At 66.6% G+C, this 18,748-nt stretch carries 19 protein-coding genes; 3 read left to right on the top strand and 16 right to left on the bottom strand.

The features are described 5' to 3' along the window. Window positions 1-275 precede the first annotated feature (275 nt). The 8 genes from AC6LJW_RS27700 to AC6LJW_RS27665 all read right to left on the bottom strand — a co-directional run bounded on the left by AC6LJW_RS27700 (window position 276) and on the right by AC6LJW_RS27665 (window position 8,106). On the bottom strand, window positions 276-1,211 hold the full coding sequence (locus tag AC6LJW_RS27700) for a 2-hydroxyacid dehydrogenase (RefSeq protein WP_498088812.1): 936 nt from the start codon (window positions 1,209-1,211) through the stop codon (window positions 276-278). Between the two features lie 121 nt (window positions 1,212-1,332). Further along, window positions 1,333-2,403 (bottom strand): ABC transporter substrate-binding protein, encoded by a 1,071-nt coding sequence (locus tag AC6LJW_RS27695; protein ID WP_498088811.1) that lies wholly within the window; start codon window positions 2,401-2,403, stop codon window positions 1,333-1,335. Beyond that, entirely contained in the window at window positions 2,400-3,572 is a 1,173-nt protein-coding gene (locus AC6LJW_RS27690) for an NAD(P)/FAD-dependent oxidoreductase (RefSeq protein ID WP_498088810.1), read from the bottom strand. The genes AC6LJW_RS27695 and AC6LJW_RS27690 overlap by 4 nt, the downstream gene beginning before the upstream one ends. Then, window positions 3,569-4,954, bottom strand: a complete 1,386-nt coding sequence (locus tag AC6LJW_RS27685) for an FAD/NAD(P)-dependent oxidoreductase (RefSeq protein WP_056565959.1) — start codon at window positions 4,952-4,954, stop codon at window positions 3,569-3,571. Before AC6LJW_RS27685 ends, AC6LJW_RS27690 begins: the two co-directional genes overlap by 4 nt. After that, window positions 4,951-5,292, bottom strand: a complete 342-nt coding sequence (locus AC6LJW_RS27680; protein ID WP_056565962.1) for a (2Fe-2S)-binding protein — start codon at window positions 5,290-5,292, stop codon at window positions 4,951-4,953. Before AC6LJW_RS27680 ends, AC6LJW_RS27685 begins: the two co-directional genes overlap by 4 nt. A 37-nt stretch (window positions 5,293-5,329) precedes the next feature. Further along, window positions 5,330-6,124, bottom strand: coding sequence for an ABC transporter permease (locus AC6LJW_RS27675; RefSeq protein ID WP_056565965.1), 795 nt, complete (start codon window positions 6,122-6,124; stop codon window positions 5,330-5,332). A 19-nt stretch (window positions 6,125-6,143) separates the two neighbouring features. Beyond that, a complete protein-coding gene (locus AC6LJW_RS27670) occupies window positions 6,144-7,034 on the bottom strand; it encodes an ABC transporter permease (protein WP_056565967.1) in 891 nt (296 codons plus the stop codon). A 1-nt stretch (window position 7,035) separates the two neighbouring features. After that, window positions 7,036-8,106 (bottom strand): ABC transporter ATP-binding protein, encoded by a 1,071-nt coding sequence (locus AC6LJW_RS27665; RefSeq protein WP_056565969.1) that lies wholly within the window; start codon window positions 8,104-8,106, stop codon window positions 7,036-7,038. Window positions 8,107-8,316: 210 nt separating this feature from the next. Between AC6LJW_RS27665 and AC6LJW_RS27660 the strand changes: the two genes are divergently transcribed. After that, the gene (locus tag AC6LJW_RS27660; RefSeq protein ID WP_056565972.1) at window positions 8,317-9,159 is read left to right on the top strand and encodes an IclR family transcriptional regulator; all 843 of its coding nucleotides are present in this window, start codon (window positions 8,317-8,319) and stop codon (window positions 9,157-9,159) included. Window positions 9,160-9,240: 81 nt separating this feature from the next. Here the strand turns inward: AC6LJW_RS27660 and AC6LJW_RS27655 are convergent, their stop codons facing one another. Together AC6LJW_RS27655 and AC6LJW_RS27650 are read right to left on the bottom strand one after the other, a co-directional pair. Beyond that, window positions 9,241-10,404 (bottom strand): alpha-hydroxy acid oxidase, encoded by a 1,164-nt coding sequence (locus tag AC6LJW_RS27655; protein WP_056565975.1) that lies wholly within the window; start codon window positions 10,402-10,404, stop codon window positions 9,241-9,243. 127 nt (window positions 10,405-10,531) lie between these two features. Then, window positions 10,532-11,428 carry a phytanoyl-CoA dioxygenase family protein gene (locus AC6LJW_RS27650; RefSeq protein WP_056565979.1) on the bottom strand — a complete coding sequence of 299 codons (897 nt, stop codon included), beginning with the start codon at window positions 11,426-11,428 and terminating at the stop codon, window positions 10,532-10,534. Between the two features lie 164 nt (window positions 11,429-11,592). Between AC6LJW_RS27650 and AC6LJW_RS27645 the strand changes: the two genes are divergently transcribed. Next, window positions 11,593-11,889: an acylphosphatase gene (locus tag AC6LJW_RS27645; RefSeq protein ID WP_498088809.1), complete on the top strand. Its 297-nt coding sequence runs from the start codon at window positions 11,593-11,595 to the stop codon at window positions 11,887-11,889. Window positions 11,890-11,961: 72 nt separating this feature from the next. Here AC6LJW_RS27645 and AC6LJW_RS27640 read toward each other — a convergent pair whose 3' ends face one another. The 6 genes from AC6LJW_RS27640 to AC6LJW_RS27615 all read right to left on the bottom strand — a co-directional run bounded on the left by AC6LJW_RS27640 (window position 11,962) and on the right by AC6LJW_RS27615 (window position 17,228). Further along, window positions 11,962-12,870, bottom strand: a complete 909-nt coding sequence (locus AC6LJW_RS27640) for an EamA family transporter (protein WP_498088808.1) — start codon at window positions 12,868-12,870, stop codon at window positions 11,962-11,964. Between the two features lie 40 nt (window positions 12,871-12,910). Further along, entirely contained in the window at window positions 12,911-13,969 is a 1,059-nt protein-coding gene (locus AC6LJW_RS27635; protein ID WP_498088807.1) for a threonine aldolase family protein, read from the bottom strand. A gap of 5 nt (window positions 13,970-13,974) precedes the next feature. Further along, entirely contained in the window at window positions 13,975-14,709 is a 735-nt protein-coding gene (locus AC6LJW_RS27630; protein ID WP_056565987.1) for an amino acid ABC transporter ATP-binding protein, read from the bottom strand. A gap of 64 nt (window positions 14,710-14,773) precedes the next feature. Beyond that, complete coding sequence (locus tag AC6LJW_RS27625) at window positions 14,774-15,463, bottom strand: amino acid ABC transporter permease (protein WP_056565990.1); 690 nt, start codon at window positions 15,461-15,463, stop codon at window positions 14,774-14,776. Between the two features lies 1 nt (window position 15,464). Beyond that, the gene (locus tag AC6LJW_RS27620) at window positions 15,465-16,229 is read right to left on the bottom strand and encodes an amino acid ABC transporter permease (RefSeq protein ID WP_056567002.1); all 765 of its coding nucleotides are present in this window, start codon (window positions 16,227-16,229) and stop codon (window positions 15,465-15,467) included. An 87-nt stretch (window positions 16,230-16,316) separates the two neighbouring features. Next, complete coding sequence (locus AC6LJW_RS27615) at window positions 16,317-17,228, bottom strand: amino acid ABC transporter substrate-binding protein (protein WP_056565993.1); 912 nt, start codon at window positions 17,226-17,228, stop codon at window positions 16,317-16,319. A gap of 171 nt (window positions 17,229-17,399) precedes the next feature. Between AC6LJW_RS27615 and AC6LJW_RS27610 the strand changes: the two genes are divergently transcribed. Further along, window positions 17,400-18,332 (top strand): LysR substrate-binding domain-containing protein, encoded by a 933-nt coding sequence (locus AC6LJW_RS27610; RefSeq protein WP_082578919.1) that lies wholly within the window; start codon window positions 17,400-17,402, stop codon window positions 18,330-18,332. Window positions 18,333-18,748 lie beyond the last annotated feature (416 nt).

The following is an 18,748-nucleotide window of genomic DNA, read 5'->3' as shown; positions in this document are numbered from 1 at the left end:
ATCTTCGTCCAGGCCTTCGGCCTTCCCTTCAGATTCCCTCGGGCGCATCTACACGCCCCGCACCCCAACGCCGCCCCCACACCGAGCTCTGGTGGTTCGGGTATCGACATCGCTGGGGCGAGCCGCGTGCTTGGCGTTCTCGTTTGCAGTGGTGAAGCGAAGAAGAACTTGCGGGGCCCGCTCCACGGCGGCCGCGCGGGCGGCCTGGTGGAGCTTACGCGGTGGCTTGCGGCGCGCGTTTGGCGCTGCGCGCTTCGCTGTGTGATTTGCCGCTATCAATAGCCGCGCTTTGGATCGTAGATGTTTGGCAGAGCTTCACCGCGTTCATTCGCGGCGATCAGCAGCGCGGTGTGTCGTGCCCGCTCCTTGCGGTCGGGGATCGCTGCGCAGTGGGGCGTGATCGTGATTCTTGGGTGCGTCCACAGCGGTGAGTCTTCTGGCAGGGGTTCCTGTTCGAAGACGTCAAGGATCGCCTGGTCCAGATGGCCGCTGTTCAGCGCATCCAGGATGTCCTGCGTGACCATGTGAGTGCCGCGCCCCGCGTTGATGAGGCTGGCGCCTTTGGGTAGTTGCGACAGCGTGTCGCGGTTGAGGATGCCGCGGGTGGCGTCGGTTGCGGGAAGCAGGCAGACCAGGAGGTCGGTGTTTGCCAGGAATTGTGTGAACTGTTCCTGCCCTGCGTAGGAGGGCAGGCCGGGCAGTGTGGTCGCCCCGCGGGACCAGCCGCTGACGGGGAAGCCCGCGCGGGACAGGAGTTGCGCGGCGGCGACGCCGAGGTGACCCAGGCCCATGATGCCGACGCGTACGTCAGCGGCGACCCGTAAGGAGTCAAAGATTTCCCAGTGCCGCCGCGACTGGTTGTCGGTGATGCGTTTGACGTTGCGCGTGATCATCAGGGCGCTGGTGAGCACGTATTCTGCCATCTCGGTCTGCGTGCGGGCGGTGACCATGCGGGCGATGGGCAGGTGGCGCGGCAGGGCGGGGTCGGCGAGGATGTGGTCGACGCCGGCGCCGGCGCTGATGATGAGTTTGAGGTTGGGGAAGGTGGCTAGGCGGCCGGCGTCGGGGGCCCAGACGAGGGCGTAGTCGATGGTGGCGGGGTCGGGGTCTTCATGCCAGCCGACGACGTCCAGGTCCGGCGCGAAGGTGCGGAACTGCGTGCGCCATGCGTCGATCGCCTGAGGGCCGCCGGAGTTGATGATGAGGCGCATGCGTGTCCTTGCTGGTGTTGCGGGCGTGTGTGCCAGGCGCGTGTTTCAAGCGCATAGTCCGGCGGCAAATGCCCGGCGCGGCGCGCCTGCGGGTTGCCCACAGGAGCGCCGCGCGGTGTCGTCAACGTTCGACCGTGCGGTTCCAGCGGGCGTTGAAGGCGGGCCGGGCCGCGTTGATCTGGTCCCAGTCCAGGATCTTAGCGTTGGCCATGTAGCCTTGGAAGCGTTTGAGGGACTCGGCGTTGTCGGCGGGGGCCTGGACGTTCTTGTTGGACGGGAAGTGGCCGCCCATTTCCAGGGCCTTGGCCTGGGCCTTGGCGGACAAGAGGTAGAGCGCGAGCTTCTGTGCGAGTTCGGGTTCGCTGTTCTTGGCGATGACGCATTCGCCGACCATGAGGATGACGGAGCCTTCCTTGGGCTGGGCGTATTCCACTGGGATGTCGCGCTTCTTCAAGCGGGCGATGGCGGTGGGGGTGAGCGGGAAGATGGCGGCCTCGTCGGACTGGATCATCTCGGCGAGCTTGGCAGAGTTGGGGATGTACTCGAGGACGTTGGGGCCGATGGTGGAGGGCCACTTCTTGAAGCCGGGCTCGTAGTTCTGGTCGTTTCCGCCTTCGATGCGGTTGAACATCAGGAAGCCGTGCAGGCCGAAGGTGCTGCCGGACGCGGACTGGAAGACGACCTTTCCTTTGTACTTGGGGTCGGCCAAATCCAACCACGAGGTGGGCGGGGTCCAGCCGTTTTTCTGGAAGAGCCGGGTGTTGTAGCCGATGCCGGTCATGCCGATGTCGATGCCGGCGGCCATGCGGTCTTTCATCAGGGCGGTGGGATACAGCTCTTTCAGGACGGGGTCGTCGTTAAGCTGTTCGCACAGGCCCATGGAAATCGCGCGGGCCATGATGCCGTCGTCCAGGAACATGACGTGCATCTGGGGCTTGTCTTTGTAGGCTTGCGCCTTGGCGAGGACGTCGGTCGAGGTGCCGGGCACGACGACGATCTTGACGTTGTTGGCCTTTTCAAAATCGGGGAAGACGTGCTGGGTAAAGGCGCGTTCCATGTCGCCGCCGTTCATGCCGACGTACAACGTTTTCTGCTGCGCCATGGCGCCGGCGGACAGCAATGCCAGCATCGCCGCGCCCAGCAACCGTTTCCCCTTGGTCAGGCGCTGCGCGCCGTGTTTCTTGTGCATCATGGTGACTCCAGCGTTTGCTCACGAAGACGATCAGGCCGGGCCGCGGCGCCGTGAGCGGCGGGCGCGTACCGTTCAATGCGGAAGGCATCGATAGGAATGGGGGATCGGCCGTGCACGACCAGGTCGGCCAGCACTTCGCCGATGGCGGGGCCGATCTGGAAGCCCGCGCCGGACAGGCCGAAGGCGTGAAAGAGGCCGGGGACGGTGGCGCTGGGGCCGAGCACAGGGTTGTGGTCGGGCATGTTGCCTTCGACGCCGGTCCAGAAACGGATGACCTGGGCGCCGCGCAGGACGGGCAGCAGGTGGGCGGCGTTGGCCATGAGCGCGCCCAGGTTGGCGCGGCCGGGGCGGGCGTAGTCGGGGTCGGCGGACACGCCGCGTCCGCCGCCGATGACGCAGTTGCCGCGCGCGACTTGCCGCGCATAGATGCCGCCGCCCTGCATGCCGAGGCTGACGTTCATGAACAGCGGCAGGGGCTCGGTCACCATCATCAAGGGGTGGATGGAGGTCTCGGGGACCGGCTCGCCGAAGCCTTCGGCGATGCGGCCGGCCCAGGCGCCCGCGCAGTTCAAGAGGATGCGCGCGCGCACTTCGAGCGTGTCGCCGGCGCGCACGATGAAGCGCGTGCCGTCGTGCGTGGCGGAGGTGACGCGCGTGCCTTCGCGCACGTCTGCGCCCAGCGCGGCTGCGGCGCGTCCGAAGGCCGGGGACACGAGCCGCGGGTTGGCGTGGCCATCCTGCGGGCAGAAGGAGCCGCCGACCACGCCTTCGCCCAGCCAGCCGAAGCGCTGGGCGAGCGCGCGGCGGTCCAGGATTTCAAGGTTCAAGTCAAAGCCGCGGGTGCTGTCGCGATAGGTTTGCAGCAGCGCCAGATCGGCGTCGGAGGTGGCGAGTTTGAGGTGGCCGGAACGCACGTATTCGCCGTCGATGCCGATCAGCTCGGGCAGCTTGCCCCACAGTTCGTGTGCGCGCCGCGCGAGCGGGAGCTGTTCGATGCCGCGTCCCTGCCGGCGCACGCCGCCGTAGTTGACGCCACTGGCCTTGGCGCCGCACAGCGCGGCTTCCAGCAGCACGACGGGCACGCCTTGGCGGCGCAGGAAGAGCGCGGCGCTGCCGCCGACGATGCCGCCGCCGATGATCGCAACTTCAGTGTCGATGCGTTCCATCACGCGGCCTTTTTCGCGGGCCGTTCCAGGCAGACGACGCTGACCGGAATGGGCTTGACCGGCGGCTGGTTGCGCAGCCGCCCTACCGCCTGCGGCGTGCAACCGACGGCATGCGCCAGCACTTCCGCGCCGGCCACGCCGCACATGCGGCCCTGGCAGCGTCCCATGCCGACGCGGGTCAGCGCCTTCAGGCGATTCATCTCTTGCACGCCGTTGTCGCGCACGGCCTGGCGGATGGTGCCGGCGGTGACTTCCTCGCAGCGGCAGACGACGGTGTCGTCGGCGATGCCGGCGGCCCAGTCCGCCGGAAAAGGAAACGCGCGTTCCAGCGCGTCGCGCACACGGCCGTTTGCCGCGAGTTGCGATTCCAGTATCCGCGCGCGGCGCGCGTCGTGCGGATGCCCGGCATCTTCAAGCAGCGCCAGCGCAGCGCGTTCGCCCGCGAGTTCCGCGGCATCGGCCCCGGCAATGCCCGCGCCGTCGCCGGCCACGTAGACGCCCGCCACGCTGCTGCGACCGGCGGCGTCGCGCCGCGGGATCCAGTTGCGGTCGCGTTCGTTGAACTCGAAGTCGCAGCCGACGATGCTGGCAAGCTGGGTTTCGGATCGCAGCGACAAGCCGAAGCCGACAGCGTCGCAGTCCAGCGTATGTGTCTGTCCGTTCTGGGTGTACGACAGGCCCGTGACGCGATCTTTGCCCTGCACCGCAACGGGGCGCACGCCGCTGCGCAGCGGCACGCCGTGCGCGCGCAGCCACGCCATGTAATACAGGCCTTTGGCCAGCAGCACAGGCGCACGCAACATGCCGGGTAGCGCCGCGACGCGGTCGGCAAAGCGCGACGTGTCGAGCACGGCGGCGACCTGGGCGCCTGCCTTGGCATACTGGTATGCCACCAGATACAGCAAAGGACCCGTTCCCAGGAACGCGACGCGCGATCCGATGGCGCAGCCCTGGTGCTTCAGCGCGACCTGCGATCCGCCCAGCGTGTAGACGCCGGGCGTCAGCCAGCCGGGAAACGGCAGCACGCGGTCGGTGGCGCCGGTGGCAAGGATCAGGTGGGTGTAGGACAGGGTGGTGCTGACGCCGTCGCGCAGCACGTCCAGCGTCTTGCCCTCGGCGTTCCAGACCAGGCACCCGGGCCGATATTCGACGCTGCCCTGCAGATCCTGCATGGCGCGGTGCACGGCGTCTGCCTTGCGGTGTTCAAACCCGTACAAGGCGGATTTTGGACGCGAGAAACCGGGTGGCGGCTGGCGGTAGATCTGACCGCCGGGCCGCAGCCCTTCGTCCAGGATAACGGGCCGCAAACCCTGCGCGGCCAGCGTCTGCGCCGCGCGAATGCCGGCCGGACCGGCGCCGACGATCACAGGCATGACGATGCTCATGACGCAACGTCCTCGGGCCAGGCGGCGGCCGCCAGCGTACCGGGCGCGGATGCGGGCGCCAGCGCGGCGCTCTGCAGCCGCATGCCGGGCTCGATGTACGTGGAACAGGCGCGCACGCGGTCGCCGTTTTCAAGCTGCACCCAGCAGTCCTGGCAGGCGCCCATCATGCAGAAGCCGGCGCGCGGACCGCCGCCGAATTCCGAGGTGCGCAGGCGCTCGGCCTGCGTCAGCACGGCGGTCAGGACCGTGTCGCCGGCCAGCGCCGTGCAGGGTTGGCCGTCGAACGTAAAGGTCAATGCGGGCCGGCCGGTTTCGGCCAGGCGTTTCAGGATTGCCATGGCGCGCGCGGCTCCTTTGCGGCTGTCGGCAGTGAATTCATTTCTGGCCCACCAGGACGCGGTCCAGGCCATACACGCGGTCCAGCAGCAGCATCGTCACGGCCGTCAGCGCGATCACCAGCGCGGACACGGCCGCCATCATGGGGTCGATGGATTCGGTGGCGTACATGTACATGCGCACCGGCAGCGTGATGGTCGACGGCGCGGTGATGAACACCGACATCGTCAGTTCGTCGAAGCTGTTGATGAACGCCAGCAGCCAGCCGCCCGACACGCCGGGAATGATGAGCGGCAAGGTGACCGTAAAGAACACCGTGGCGCGGCTGGCGCCGAGCGACAGCGCCGCGTGCTCGATGGAGCGGTCAAAGCCCACCAGCGCGCCGATCACCAGGCGCATCACGTACGGCGTGATGACGACGACGTGGCTGGCCACCAGCCACGGAAAACTGCCGGCCATGCCCATCAGCGCAAAGAAGCGAAGCAGCGCCACGCCCAGCACCAGGTGGGGAATCATCAGCGGCGACAGGAACAGGCCGTTGAGCACGTCGCGCCCTGGAAAGCGGTAGCGCGTGATGGCGATGGCGGCGGGCACCGCCAGGCACACGGCGATGCTGGCCGACAGGAACGCCAGCCACAGGCTGTTCTTGAACGCCTGCATGAAGTTGGGGTGGTCGAAGACCGCGTGGAACCACCGCAGCGAGAAGCTTGTGGTGGGCACGGTCAGCGTCGAGTCCGGCGTGAACGCCACCAGGCACACGATGACCAGCGGCGCCAGCACGAAGGCCACCACCAGAAAGTTGAACGCCAGCGCGAAAGGACCGTTCTTCTGCATGTTCGATTCCTTGCGCGGGTCAGCCCAGGCTGCGGCGGTAAGAGCGTTCGACGACGCGGTTGTACGCCATCATGACGATCACGTTCACGATCAGCAGCACGATCGCGATCGCCGCGCCCAGCGGCCAGTTCAGCTCGGTCAGGAACTCGTCGTACACGACGGTGGCCACCATCTTCAGCCGCCGTCCGCCCAACAGCGCGGGGATGGCAAATGAGCTGGCCGACAGGCCAAACACGATGAGGCTGCCGGACAGAATGCCCGGCATGGCCTGCGGCAGGACGATGCGCGTCAGCGTCTGAAAGCGCGAGGCGTTGAGCGACAGCGCGGCGTGCTCGACCGTGGGGTCCAGCTTCTGCAGCGACGTCCAGACCGGAATCACCATGAAGGGCAGCATGACGTGCACGAGTCCGATGATGACCGCGGTGGGCGTGTACAGCAGCGTTCCCAGCCCCAGTGCGGCGGCCGCCTTGCCCAGCGGCCCGCCCGGCCCCAGCAGCATGCTCCAGCCGAACGCGCGCACCACCAGCGAGATCAGCAGCGGCGACAGCACCACCAAGAGGAAGATCGAGCGCCAGGGCTTGCGCATGCGCGACAGGATGTAGGCCTCGGGCGCGCCGATCAGCACGCAGATCAGCGTGGTGACGCCGGCGATCCAGAACGTGCGCCAGAAGATCTCGATGAAATAGCCGTCCGTCACCACGGCCAGGTAGTGTTCGAACGTGTGGCCGGGCTGGATGCCGGTGGCGTAGTCGAACGGCCGGAACGACAGGGCAAAGGTCAATGCCAGCGGCGTGAGCACCAGCGTGAGAAACACGAGCGCCAGCGGGATGGACCCCAGGATGGCCAGCATCCCGTCGTTGCGCGGCTTGGGCTGGTTGGCGGCGGCGCCGCGTTGCGTAAGCGTCGCCATGTCAGTCCGCCGCCGCGGCAGCAGGTGCGCGCAGCACGCGCAGCACGCCGTCCGCCCAGTCCAGCCCGATCTGTTCGCCGTCGTCATGCGGGCGGCGGCCGTCGTTGGGGGTCAGGATGGTCAACGCGCCCACGGGCGAATCCAGGTCATACATCCACTGGCTGCCCAGGAAATAGCGCGTGTTGACGACACAGGCAAGCTTGCCCTGGCCGGACGGCACGGGCACCAGCTTCTCCGGCCGCAGCGATAGCTGCACGCTGTCGCCGTGGCGCAGGCCTTCGCCATCGACGACAAGGCTCAACGCGCCGGTCTGCACTTCGGCCTGCGCGCCGCAACGCGTCACGCGGCCGGGCAGCAGATTGGTCTTGCCGACAAAGCGCGAGATGAACTCGCTTTGCGGGTGTTCGTACATGCGGTAAGGCGCGTCCACTTGCGTCGCGCGGCCGTCCTGCATGACCACGACGCGATCGCTGATGGACAGGGCCTCGGCCTGGTCGTGCGTGACCATGACGGTGGTGGTGCCGATCTTGCGCTGGATGCTGCGCAGCTCGAACTGCATGTCTTCGCGCAGCTTGGCGTCCAGGTTGGACAGGGGCTCGTCCAAGAGCAGCACCGGCGGACGGATCACCAGCGCGCGGGCCAGCGCCACGCGTTGCCGCTGGCCGCCCGACAGTTCGCGCGGGAAACGGTCGGCGTGCTTGTCCAGTTTGACCAGGGCCAACGCCTCGCGCACGCGGTCCTGGCGCTCGGCGCGTTCGACCTTGCGCATCTTCAGGCCAAAGGCCACGTTGTCCGCCACGGTCAGGTGCGGAAACAACGCGTAGCTCTGGAACACGATGCCCAGACCGCGCGTGTTGGGCTTGGCGTGCGTGATGTCGCGGCCGTCCAGCGTGATGGTGCCGCAGGTCACGTCGGCAAAGCCGGCAATCATCTGCAGCGTAGTGGTCTTGCCGCAGCCGGAGGGGCCGAGCAGCGAGACGAACTCGCCCTTGTCGACCGACAGGCAGAAGTCCGAGACGACACGCAGATCGCCGTAGTTCTTGGAGACGTTGTCCAGCCGCAGAAATGCCATGTTCCAAACCCCGTGGCCCGTCCGGGCCCTGCACCGCCGGGTGGAAAAAGTGCCGCCCAGGCTGCCTAAGTGATGGCGCAGTCTAGGAGCCGCCAAAACAGAGGGTCAATTAGGGTTTTCCGAAGAATCGAATTTTTTATTTGTTATTTCCGTTGGACTGAATTTCTTGATAAAAATACGTCAGACTATTTTGATTATCGGAACCCGAGAATGAAGAAATCAGAAACGCCGGAGGATTCCGCGGGCCAGGGCGTGTTGCAGCGGGCGTTTGCCGTGTTGCGCGTGCTGGCCGACGCCAAGGGAGACAAGCTGCGGCTGACCGATATCGCCGCCCGCACGGGTCAGGCGCAGGCCACGGTGCACCGGGTGCTGCAGGGGCTGATGCAGGAGGGTGTGGTGGAGCAGCCGGCCCAAAGCAAGGGGTATCAGCTCAGCGTCGCCTTCTTTTCGCTGGCGGCCGCCGCGGGCAACCATCAGTCCAGCCTGCGCACCCTCTACCGGCCCGCCATGCTGCGCCTGTCGGGCATGCTCAACGACACCATTTTTTTGCTGGTGCGCAGCGGTTTTGACGCAGTCTGTGTCGACCGCGTGGACGGCGCCTTTCCGGTGCGTTCGCACACCGGCGACATCGGCGGCCGCGTGCCGCTCGGCATGGGACAAGGCGGCCTGGTGCTGCTGGCCAGCCTGCCCGAAGCCGAGCGCGAAGAGGTCATGCGATTCAACATTCCGCGCCTGCATCATTTGGGCTTCGTGGACGAGATCTCGATGCGCGTGCGCATCAAGGAATGCCTGGAACTGCGTTACGCGCGCAGCCAGGGGCAGGGCGTGTTTCCCAACATCGCGGGGCTGGCAGTGCCGGTCTACGATCCCAACGGCGTCACGGTCGCGGCGCTGAGTGTGGCGGCGCCCATCGAACGCATCAGCGACGAACGCCTGCCGCTGATCGTGGAAATGCTGCGCCGCGAGGCCGACGCGGTGGGCGCGCAGATCAACCCCTTCGATCCGGCGCTGCGCCGCCCCAGCCAGTTTCTGGGCACGGGCAACGGGGCGTAAGCGAGGCGCCGGTGCGCGGCGTCCGCGCATAAAAAAACCCGGACACGTGAAGGTCCGGGTTTTCTCGACAAGCGTCGGCGATCAGGTCGGATACGTGCCCGGCAGCAGGATGCTGCGGTCGCCCGGCTCGATCGTGCGGCGGCCGCACAGCGCCATCGTCGTGTCCATTTCCTTGTACAGGATCTCCAGCACGCGGGTGACGCCGGCCTGGCCATACGCGCCCAGCCCGTACAGGAAGGCGCGGCCGATCATCGTGCCGCGCGCGCCCAGCGCCACGGCCTTCAGGATGTCCTGGCCGGAGCGGATGCCGCCGTCCATCCACACCTCGATTTTCGAACCCACGGCGTCGGCGATTCCGGGCAGGGCCGCGATGGACGACATTGCGCCGTCGAGCTGGCGCCCGCCGTGGTTGCTGACGATGAGCGCGTCGGCGCCGCTGTTGGCGGCGAGCTGCGCGTCTTCGACATCAAGAATGCCCTTGATGATGAGCTTGCCGCCCCAGCGCTGCTTGATCCATTCCACGTCGTCCCAGCTAAGGCGGGGATCGAACTGCTCGGCCGTCCACGACGACAGCGACGACAGGTCGCTCACGCCCTTGGCGTGGCCGACGATGTTGCCGAAGGTGCGGCGCTTGGTGCCCAGCATGCCCATGCACCAGCGCGGCTTGGTCGCCAGGTTGATGAGGTTGCGCAGCGTGGGCTTGGGCGGCGTCGACAGGCCGTTCTTGATGTCCTTGTGGCGCTGGCCCAGGATCTGCAGGTCCAGCGTCAGCACCAGCGCCGAGCAGCCGGCGGCCTTGGCGCGGTCGATCAGGTTGCCCACGAACTCGCGGTCGCGCATCACGTAGAGCTGGAACCAGAAGGGCTTGCCGGTGGCCTGCGCCACGTCTTCCAGCGAGCAGATGCTCATCGTGGACAGCGTGAACGGCACGCCGAAATCGGCGGCGGCCTTGGCGGCCAGGATCTCACCGTCGGCATGCTGCATGCCGGTCAGGCCCGTGGGCGAAATCGCCAGCGGCATGACGACGTCCTGACCCACCATGGTGGTGCGCAGCGACCGGCCTTCCATGTTGACCGCCACGCGCTGGCGCAGCTTGATCCGATGAAAGTCGCTTTCGTTCGCGCGATAGGTGCCTTCGGTCCAGGCGCCGGAATCGGCGTAGTCGTAGAACATGCGCGGCACGCGCTTCTGCGCGACAACGCGCAAATCTTCGATGCAGGTGATCGTAGAAAGGTTAGCGGTCATGGTGTCTGTGGAGTGATAGGGGGGGGCGCCAGCGCCGCCCAGTATACGCGCCGAGGCCGGCAAGCGTCGCTTGCCGGCCCCGTTCGCCCCCCTGCGCAAAGGCTCTATGGCCCCTGCACGCCCAGCCCTAGCGCGGCCACACCTTGCTGACCGCGCGGATCGTCGCCCACGCCACCCAGCGCGGGCTGGTCAGCCGCGCGCCCGGCAACCGGCGCATCACGTCCACCGCCAGCCCGCCGCGCTTGTGCCATTGCTTCTTGCGGGTCTGGCTGTCGGTCCAGCGGCCTTCCAGCCACGGGAATTCCCGGCGTCCCGGCTTGTACACAGGCGGCGTGTTGTAGATCAGGATGTACGCCAGCCGCGGCGTCTGCGACGTATTCGGTCCGGTGAAGTGCAGCGTGCGCGCATCGTGCACGGTGATGCCACCCGGATCGAGCGGCTCGGCCACCGCCTGATCGCGCGGGAAATCGCCGCAGCATTCCAGCGGATGCAGCGTCTTGTCACCGCCCGGGGAACGATGCTCCAGCACGTCCCACTTGTTCGATCCCGGCAGGAACTGCATGCAGCCGTTCTCGACGGTGGCCGGCTGTAGCGCCAGCCAGATGCTCAGTTCGTTGTAGACAAAGTCCGGCGACCGGAACGCTTCGTCCTGGTGCCACGGCGTTTCCGGTCCGTGCGGGCCGGGCTTGAGCAACGCGTGCTCACCATACAGCGCCGCCTGCGGGCCCAGCAGCTGCCGCGCCAGTTCCAGCGTGCGTTCGTGGTAAACCGTCTTCAGCAGGCCCGGGGCATAATGTCGCGGATCGTGCAGACTTGGAAACTTGGCGGGCTTGGTCGGATCGTCACGGCTCACAAAGTCATACTGCGCGCCCTCGTTGTAACCCGTCTTGTTCGAGAACAAGTCCAGCAGCGTCCTGCGGATGTAGCCGACCTCGTCCTGAGGGCACATGTCCTTCAAGGCCAGGTACCCCTGATCCCTGTAGCGCGCTGTCTCGGCATCCGACAACAAACTGGTCTCTTCCATAATGGCTTCTCCAAGCTCTGGTAATGGGTATTTCTAAGCTGGCACGTTTTGACATGGGCTCTAACGTATCGCTTCGAAGCCCGCCGGGCCTATAGACCATCCGCTGTAGCCGGTTCCGCCTACGCCAGTCGTGCGTGGCGGCGCATCATCCGAAGGAAAAACCCATGCAAGACCCTAAGGCCGATACCCAGATCGAAACCGTCCACGTCACCGTCAGCGGCACGGTGCAAGGCGTGGGATACCGGCACGCCACGGTGCGGCGCGCTCACATGCTTGGCGCGAAGGGCTGGGTGCAGAACATGCTGGACGGCACGGTCGAGGCGCTGGTGCAGGGCACGCCCGACCAGGTCGATCACATGCTGGAATGGCTGCGCCGCGGACCGCCGGGCGCAACGGTGCAGGAAATCATCACGCGCCGGGAGTACACCGATAAGCGTTACATCCGCTTCGAGCAACTTTGAGGGCCGCGGGCCCTCGCCGGCACGCTGTAGGCCGGGCGGACGAGGCCCCGGTACCGTAAAGGCTGACTGGCGTTAGCGCGTGCGCAACCAGCGCGCGCCAACCTGGTTGATGACCAGCCCGGCCAGCACGCATCCGGCGCCCGCCCATTGCAGCGGCTGCAGCCGCTCGCCGAACGCCATGGACGCCGCCCACAGCCCCACCACCGGCACCAGCAGCGAGAACGGCGCGACCTTGGCCGCGGGGTGGCGCGACAGCAACTGCGTCCACAGCGTGTAGGCGACCAGGGTGGCCAGCACCGCCAGATACAGCACCGACAGCGCTTCGCCCCAGCCCATGCCGGCGACCATGCCCACCACCGGTTCCCAGCCGTCGATCAGCACGGCCAGCGCCAGGAAGGGCAGCACCGGCGCGGCACTGCTCCAGGCAATGAAGGCGAAGGGGTCGTAGCCGGGCGCCTTGCGGCTGGCCAGCCGCACGATCATGTTGGACACCGCCCACATAAACGCGCCCCCCAGCGTCAGGACAAAACCCAGCATCGTCATCTGCCCCGGCCCGTCGCCGCGCGCCCCGGCAATGACCGCGAGGCCCATTGCGGCCACGCCCAGGCCGATCCAGTGATGCCGCCGGGCGCGCTCATGCAGCACCGGCGCGGCCAGCAGCAACGTGAAGAAAGCCTGGGTCTGGATGACAAGCGACGCCATGCCGGCCGGCATGCCGAACTTGAGCGCGGTAAAGAGCAGGCCGAACTGGCCCAGCCCCTGGACCAGCCCGTAGGCCGCGACCCAATGCCACGGCAGACGCGGCATGCGCACGAAGAGAATGAGCGGGAAGGCCGCCAGCGCGAATCGCAACGCGCCCAGCATCATGGGAGACAAGCCCCGCATGCCGACCTTCATGACAACGAAATTCAGGCCCCAGATGACCACCACCGCGAGAGCGCAGAAATAGTCTTTCCGGGAAAGATGAGTGGGGGTGGACATGGCGGGCATTATCGCATCGCCCACCCCAAAAAAGGCTGAATCAGCGCGCGTTCAGCACCGCGGAAAACGCCTTGACGGCCACATCGATATCGTCATCGCCGATGTGCCGGTGCGTGACGCAACGCAGCCGCGTGCGGCCCCAGGGACGCGTCAGCACGCCTTGCGCCTGCAGGGCAGCGACCCATTCGGCATTGGTCATGCCGGTGTCGGCGGTCTCGACCTGCACGATGTTGGTTTGCGGCACGGTCGCGGTCAGCGCGGGCGCCAGCGTGTTGATGCCGTCGCTCAGCCGGCGCGCGCGCACGTGGTCTTCGGCCAGACGCGCGCTCATGTGCTGCACGCCTTCCAGGCCGGCTGCGGCCATGATGCCGGATTGGCGCTGCGTGCCGCCCAGCATGCGGCGCAGCGAGCGCGACTTGGCGATCACGTCCTGGCTGCCCGCCAGCACCGCACCCACCGGCGCGCTCAGGCCCTTGGACAGGCACAGCGACACCGTGTCCGTATGACGCGTGATGTCCGCGGCCGGCACGCCCAGCGCCACCGCCGCGTTGAACAGCCGCGCACCATCCAGGTGCACCGGCACGCCAGCGGCGCGGGCCATGCCATGCACGGCCTGCATGTGGTCCAGCGGCAGCACCGCGCCGCCCGCGTTGTTGTGCGACGTCTCCATCGCCACCAACGCGGTCTTGAGGCGGTGGCCGCCGGTCATCAGCGCGTCTTCGAGCCGGTTCAGGTCCATCGCGCCTTCGGCGCCGGGCAAGCCTTGGTAGAACAGGCCCGTGAACGTGGCCGCGCCCCGTTCGGACGTGTACATGTGGGCAGTCGCTTCCAGCGCCACCTGCTCGCTGCGTTGCGTTTGCGCCAGCACGGCCAGCAGGTTGGCCATCGTGCAGCTCGGCACGAACAGACCCGCCTCCTTGCCCAGGCTGGCCGCCACGTAGGCCTCCAGCTCGCGCACGGTGGGATCGCCGTCCAGGCCGTCATCGCCGATCGGCGCGGTGCGCATGCGCTCGTACATGGCGGCGGTCGGGTGCGTGACCGTATCGCTGCGCAGGTCGACGCGGAGTTGGGGAGGTTCGGCGGGGGTCCGCTGGGTCATGGCGTTCAATGCTGCAAAATTTTGGAAAGAAATTGGCGCGTGCGCGGGGCACGCTCCTCGACATTGCCGAAGAACTGCTCCTTCTGGCAGTCCTCGACAATCTTGCCGCCGTCCATGAAGATCACACGGTCGGCGACGCGGCGCGCGAATCCCATCTCGTGGGTCACCACCATCATGGTCATGCCTTCGCCCGCGAGGTCGGTCATCACGTCCAGCACCTCGTTGACCATCTCCGGGTCCAGCGCCGACGTGGGCTCATCGAACAGCATCACGACCGGGTCCATCGACAGCGCCCGGGCGATCGCCACGCGCTGCTGCTGGCCGCCCGACAGTTCGCCGGGATGCTTGTCCTTGTGCGCCGACAGGCCCACGCGTTCGAGCAGGGCAAGCGCGCGCTGACGCGCTTCGTCCTTGCCGCGTTTCAGCACCTTGATCTGCCCCAGGCACAGGTTCTCGGTCACCGACAGGTGCGGGAACAGCTCGAAGTGCTGGAACACCATGCCCGCCACCGCGCGCAGCTTGGGCAGGTTGGTGCGCGGATCGCCCACCGACACGCCGTTGACCACGATCTCGCCCTTCTGAAAGGGCTCGAGCGCGTTGACCGTCTTGATCAGCGTGGACTTTCCCGACCCCGACGGGCCGCACACCACCACGACTTCACCGCGGCGCACGGTGGTGGAGCAGTCGTCCAGCACCTGAAAGTCGCCGTACCATTTGCTGACCTGCCGGATCTCGATCATCGGGGGATTGGAAGAGGATTGCATCGTTGAACCTGTGGATAACGTGGGCGCCGCGGCAAGCGGCTCAGCGCAGCACCCGCGTGCGCTTTTCAAGCTGCTTGACCAGACGCGATGCCGTGAAGCAAATCACGAAATACACCACCGCCACGAAGAGATAGAGTTCGACCAGCCGGCCGTCGCGCTGGCCGATCTTGGACGCGGCGCCCAGGAAGTCGGTGAGCGACAGCACATACACCAGCGACGTGTCCTGGAACAGGATGATGACGCGCGTCAGCAGCGCCGGCACCATGTTGCGCAGCGCCTGCGGCAGCACGACGTAGCGCATGCCCTGCCAATGGTTCAGGCCCAGCGCCATGCTGGCCGACACCTGGCCGCGCGCGATGGACTGGATGCCGGCGCGCATGATTTCGCAGAAGTACGCGGCCTCGAACAGCGTGAACGTGATTACCGCCGAGTTGAACGCCCCCACGCGCAGCGGCGTGGGCGAGCCCACCACCCACGCGGCGATGTACGGCATCAAGAAGTAGAACCAGAAGATCACCAGCAGGAGCGGGATCGAGCGCATCACGTTCACGTAGATGCCCGCCGGCACCGACAGGATCTTGTAGCGCGACAGGCGCATCATCGCCAGGATCGTGCCCAGCGCCAGCCCCATCACCGCCGCCAGCACCGTCAGCGTCAGCGTGAAGGTCATGCCGGTCTGGAACAGGTACGGCAGCGAGCCCCAGATCACATCGAAATCGAATTTGCCCATCTCAGCGCCCCAATCCCGCAGGCGACTTCGCGGCCGCGCCGATCAGGCCAGGCACCGCGACACGGCGCTCGAGCGTGCGCATCCCCAGCACGACGATGCCGTTCAAAATCAGGTAGATCACCGTCGCGGCCGAGAACGCCTCGAAAATGTGAAAGCTGAACTCCGCCATGGAGCGCGCCTGGCCCGTCAATTCCAACAGGCCGATGGTCAGCGCCACCGACGAATACTTGATCGTGCCCATGAACTCCGAGGTCAGCGGCGGCAGCACGATGCGATAGGCCTCGGGCAGGATGATGTAGCGGTAGACCTGCGCCTCGGTCAGGCCCAGCGCGGTCCCCGCCTGAAACTGGCCGCGCGGCAGCGACTGGATGCCCGCGCGCAACTGCTCGGCCACGCGCGCCGATCCGTAAAAGCCCAGGCACAGCACCGCAGGCACGAACTGCCCCCACGGCTGCGGCATCTGCTTCATCGCCAGGCCCCAGGCATGCGGCAGCAGTTCGGGCAGCACGAAGTACCACAGGAACATCTGCACCAGCAGCGGCACATTGCGAAAGAGCTCCACATAGGTCGCGCCGATGGCGTTCATCAGACGGGACTGCGCCGTGCGCATCACGCCCAGCCAGGACCCCAGCAACAGCGAGAACACCCACGCCGTCAGTGCCAGCGCGAGCGTCCAGCCCACGCCGATCAGGATCGTTTCCAGGAAGGTATGCACGCCGTCCGGCGACATCTCCAGGAAGACGCTCCAATTCCAGTTGTAATTCATGCCCTCGCCCTTGATTGCAACGCCGGTCATGGCCGGCGTCCTTGCTTCATGCGCCGCGGGAACGCGCTGCGCCCCGCGGCATGCGGCTTACTCGTAAGCCTTGGGATCACCCGAGTCGGTGGGCTTGGCGAGGGCGCGCTTCAGCGCGTCGCTCATCGGATACTTCAGGTTGATCTGCTTGGGCGGGATCGGCGCGTTGAAGTACTTGTCGTACAGCGCGGCAACCTTGCCGGTCTTCATCAGGTCCAGCACCGCATCGTCGACCACCTTCTTGAACTTGGGATCGTCCTTGGGCTGCATGATGCCGTAGGGCGCCAGTTCCAGACCCTTCTTGCCGATCACGAAGGCGTCCGGGTTCTTGGACGAAGCCACGGCGCCATAGGCGATGCCGTCGTCATTGGCCGAACCCGCGGCGCGGCCCGATTCCACCATCAGGATGGTCTCGGCGGTGTCCTTGGTGGGCGCCATGGAAATGCCCAGGTTGCCCTGCGCATTCAGTTGCGAGATCAGCTTGAACGTCTGGCCGCCGGCCTGCGCCGCGATGGTCTTGCCGCGGAACGAGGACAGGTCATTGGGGTCCACGCCGCCGTCCTTGCGCGCCACCAGCACCACCTGCGCCACGAAGGTCGTGGGCGCGAAGGACACCAGCTTGTGGCGGGCTTCGTTGTTGGTGGTGTTGCCGCACTCCAGGTCGATCGTGCCGTTGGCCAGCAGCGGAATGCGCGTGGCCGACGTCGTCGGGTTGTAGCGGACTTCCAGCTTGGGCAGCTTCAGCGCTTCCTGCACGTACTTGGCGACTTCCTGGCAGATCTCGACCGTATAGCCGATCGGCTTCTGGTTGCCGTCCAGATAGGCAAACGGCACCGAGGTCTCGGGGTGGCCGATCGTGAGGACGCCGGTTTCCCGGATCTTGTCCAGGCGGCTGGGACCTTCGGCATGGGCCGTCGCGGTGGTGCCCAGCAGGGCGGCGGCGACGGAGATCGCGGCAAGTGCTTTCATCTGATTCCCTTGGCGCCGTACGTGCGGCGCGTGTTTATGTACACGATCGGCGGATCCAGTCTGGCTGGCGACCGCCGCGTCCCGCGATGAGCCCCGCGGCTGGCAAAAAGTATCAACTAGCAGTATGGTTTTATCCAGTTCCAATCAGGTATTCCTCTATACGGATTTGACATGGCCATTACTCGCATGGGCTTGCGACACATTGAGGCGTTCCGCGCCGTCATGATGACCGGATCCATGACCGCTGCGGCCCGCCGAGTGCATACCTCGCAGCCGCACGTTAGCCGCTTAATCGCGCAATTGGAAGCCATCACCCAGTTTCCATTGTTTGACCGCAATGGCAGCCGGCTGAGCCCGACTCAGGACGGGTCGCGCTTCTTTCAGGAGGTCGAAAAGACCTTCATCGGCCTCGCCGGCCTCGAGTCGGCGGCGGCCAGCATCCGCTCGTTCAGCGCCAGCCGCCTGAGTGTGGCGGCCATGCCACGCCTGGCGGGCGGGCTCCTGGCGCGCATCGTGGCCGCCTTCAAGACCGAGTACCCGGACGTCATGGTGTCCATCCACTCGGGCAACGCCAGCGCGGTTCACAACTGGATCAGCTCGGGGTTCTGCGACACGGGGCTGGCGATGCTGTCCGGCGAGGCGCCCGGCATCCAGGTCGAGCCGGTGCTCACGATGAGCTGCGTGGCGGTGCTGCCGCGCGGACACCGCCTGACCAAACTGAAAAAGCTCAAGCCCGCCGATTTCGCGGGAGAGCCCTTCGTCGCGTTTCCCAGCGGCACCCCGCTGCGCGAAAAAATCGACGCCGTCTTCAAGTCCGCCAAGGTCGAGCGCCATACAGTGGCCGAAGCCGGACTGGGCTCGTCGGTGTGCGCGCTGGTGGGCGCGGGGCTGGGCGTGGCGCTGATCAACCCGCTGGCGGCGCGCGAGGAATACGAAGCGAACGGCGTCGAGGTCCGGCCGTTCAGCCCGGCGGTCCCGGTCACGGTGGCGCTGCTGTATCCCCCGTATCACACGCGCACGCGCCTGGTCACGGTGTTCTCGCGCTATGCGCACCAGCTGATGCAGGAAGAGATGGGGGATTTGAAGGCGCGGCCACCGCGGTAGCCGTTCGCTGCAGCGACGAACGTGGAGACGGTGTCTGCCTAGGCCCGCACGATCAGGTGTCTGACACCCGCTGAGACATCGCCACAAACCGACGACCATCTCCCCAGGGTGTCAGACACCTTTGCCGCACTTGCCTACGCTCGCACGATCAGGTGTCTGACACCCGCTGAGACACCGCCACAAGCCGGCGACCATCTCCCCAGGGTGTCAGACACCGTTGCCGCACTTGCCTACGCTCGCACGATCAGGTGTCTGACACCCGCTGAGACACCGCCGCAAACCGGCGACCATCTCCCCAGGGTGTCAGACACCGTTGCCGCACTTGCCTACGCTCGCACGATCAGGTGTCTGACACCCGCTGAGACACCGCCACAAACCGGCGACCATCTCCCCAGGGTGTCAGACACCGTTGCGGC

Source organism: Achromobacter sp. 1012554356, assembly GCF_059760815.1.
Note: the sequence above shows the minus strand (reverse complement) of the source record. Positions and strands in the feature narration are given on the sequence as shown.

Bases quoted from the DNA above. Each gene is read 5' to 3' on its own strand.
- AC6LJW_RS27615 (WP_056565993.1), bottom strand. From the start codon at position 17,228: ATGAAAGCACTTGCCGCGATCTCCGTCGCCGCCGCCCTGCTGGGCACC.
- AC6LJW_RS27640 (WP_498088808.1), bottom strand. From the start codon at position 12,870: ATGTCCACCCCCACTCATCTTTCCCGGAAAGACTATTTCTGCGCTCTC.
- AC6LJW_RS27670 (WP_056565967.1), bottom strand. From the start codon at position 7,034: ATGGCGACGCTTACGCAACGCGGCGCCGCCGCCAACCAGCCCAAGCCG.
- AC6LJW_RS27635 (WP_498088807.1), bottom strand. From the start codon at position 13,969: ATGACCCAGCGGACCCCCGCCGAACCTCCCCAACTCCGCGTCGACCTG.
- AC6LJW_RS27645 (WP_498088809.1), top strand. From the start codon at position 11,593: ATGCAAGACCCTAAGGCCGATACCCAGATCGAAACCGTCCACGTCACC.
- AC6LJW_RS27680 (WP_056565962.1), bottom strand. From the start codon at position 5,292: ATGGCAATCCTGAAACGCCTGGCCGAAACCGGCCGGCCCGCATTGACC.
- AC6LJW_RS27685 (WP_056565959.1), bottom strand. From the start codon at position 4,954: ATGAGCATCGTCATGCCTGTGATCGTCGGCGCCGGTCCGGCCGGCATT.
- AC6LJW_RS27655 (WP_056565975.1), bottom strand. From the start codon at position 10,404: ATGACCGCTAACCTTTCTACGATCACCTGCATCGAAGATTTGCGCGTT.
- AC6LJW_RS27695 (WP_498088811.1), bottom strand. From the start codon at position 2,403: ATGATGCACAAGAAACACGGCGCGCAGCGCCTGACCAAGGGGAAACGG.
- AC6LJW_RS27610 (WP_082578919.1), top strand. From the start codon at position 17,400: ATGGCCATTACTCGCATGGGCTTGCGACACATTGAGGCGTTCCGCGCC.
- AC6LJW_RS27620 (WP_056567002.1), bottom strand. From the start codon at position 16,229: ATGAATTACAACTGGAATTGGAGCGTCTTCCTGGAGATGTCGCCGGAC.
- AC6LJW_RS27630 (WP_056565987.1), bottom strand. From the start codon at position 14,709: ATGATCGAGATCCGGCAGGTCAGCAAATGGTACGGCGACTTTCAGGTG.
- AC6LJW_RS27650 (WP_056565979.1), bottom strand. From the start codon at position 11,428: ATGGAAGAGACCAGTTTGTTGTCGGATGCCGAGACAGCGCGCTACAGG.
- AC6LJW_RS27700 (WP_498088812.1), bottom strand. From the start codon at position 1,211: ATGCGCCTCATCATCAACTCCGGCGGCCCTCAGGCGATCGACGCATGG.
- AC6LJW_RS27625 (WP_056565990.1), bottom strand. From the start codon at position 15,463: ATGGGCAAATTCGATTTCGATGTGATCTGGGGCTCGCTGCCGTACCTG.
- AC6LJW_RS27660 (WP_056565972.1), top strand. From the start codon at position 8,317: ATGAAGAAATCAGAAACGCCGGAGGATTCCGCGGGCCAGGGCGTGTTG.
- AC6LJW_RS27665 (WP_056565969.1), bottom strand. From the start codon at position 8,106: ATGGCATTTCTGCGGCTGGACAACGTCTCCAAGAACTACGGCGATCTG.
- AC6LJW_RS27675 (WP_056565965.1), bottom strand. From the start codon at position 6,124: ATGCAGAAGAACGGTCCTTTCGCGCTGGCGTTCAACTTTCTGGTGGTG.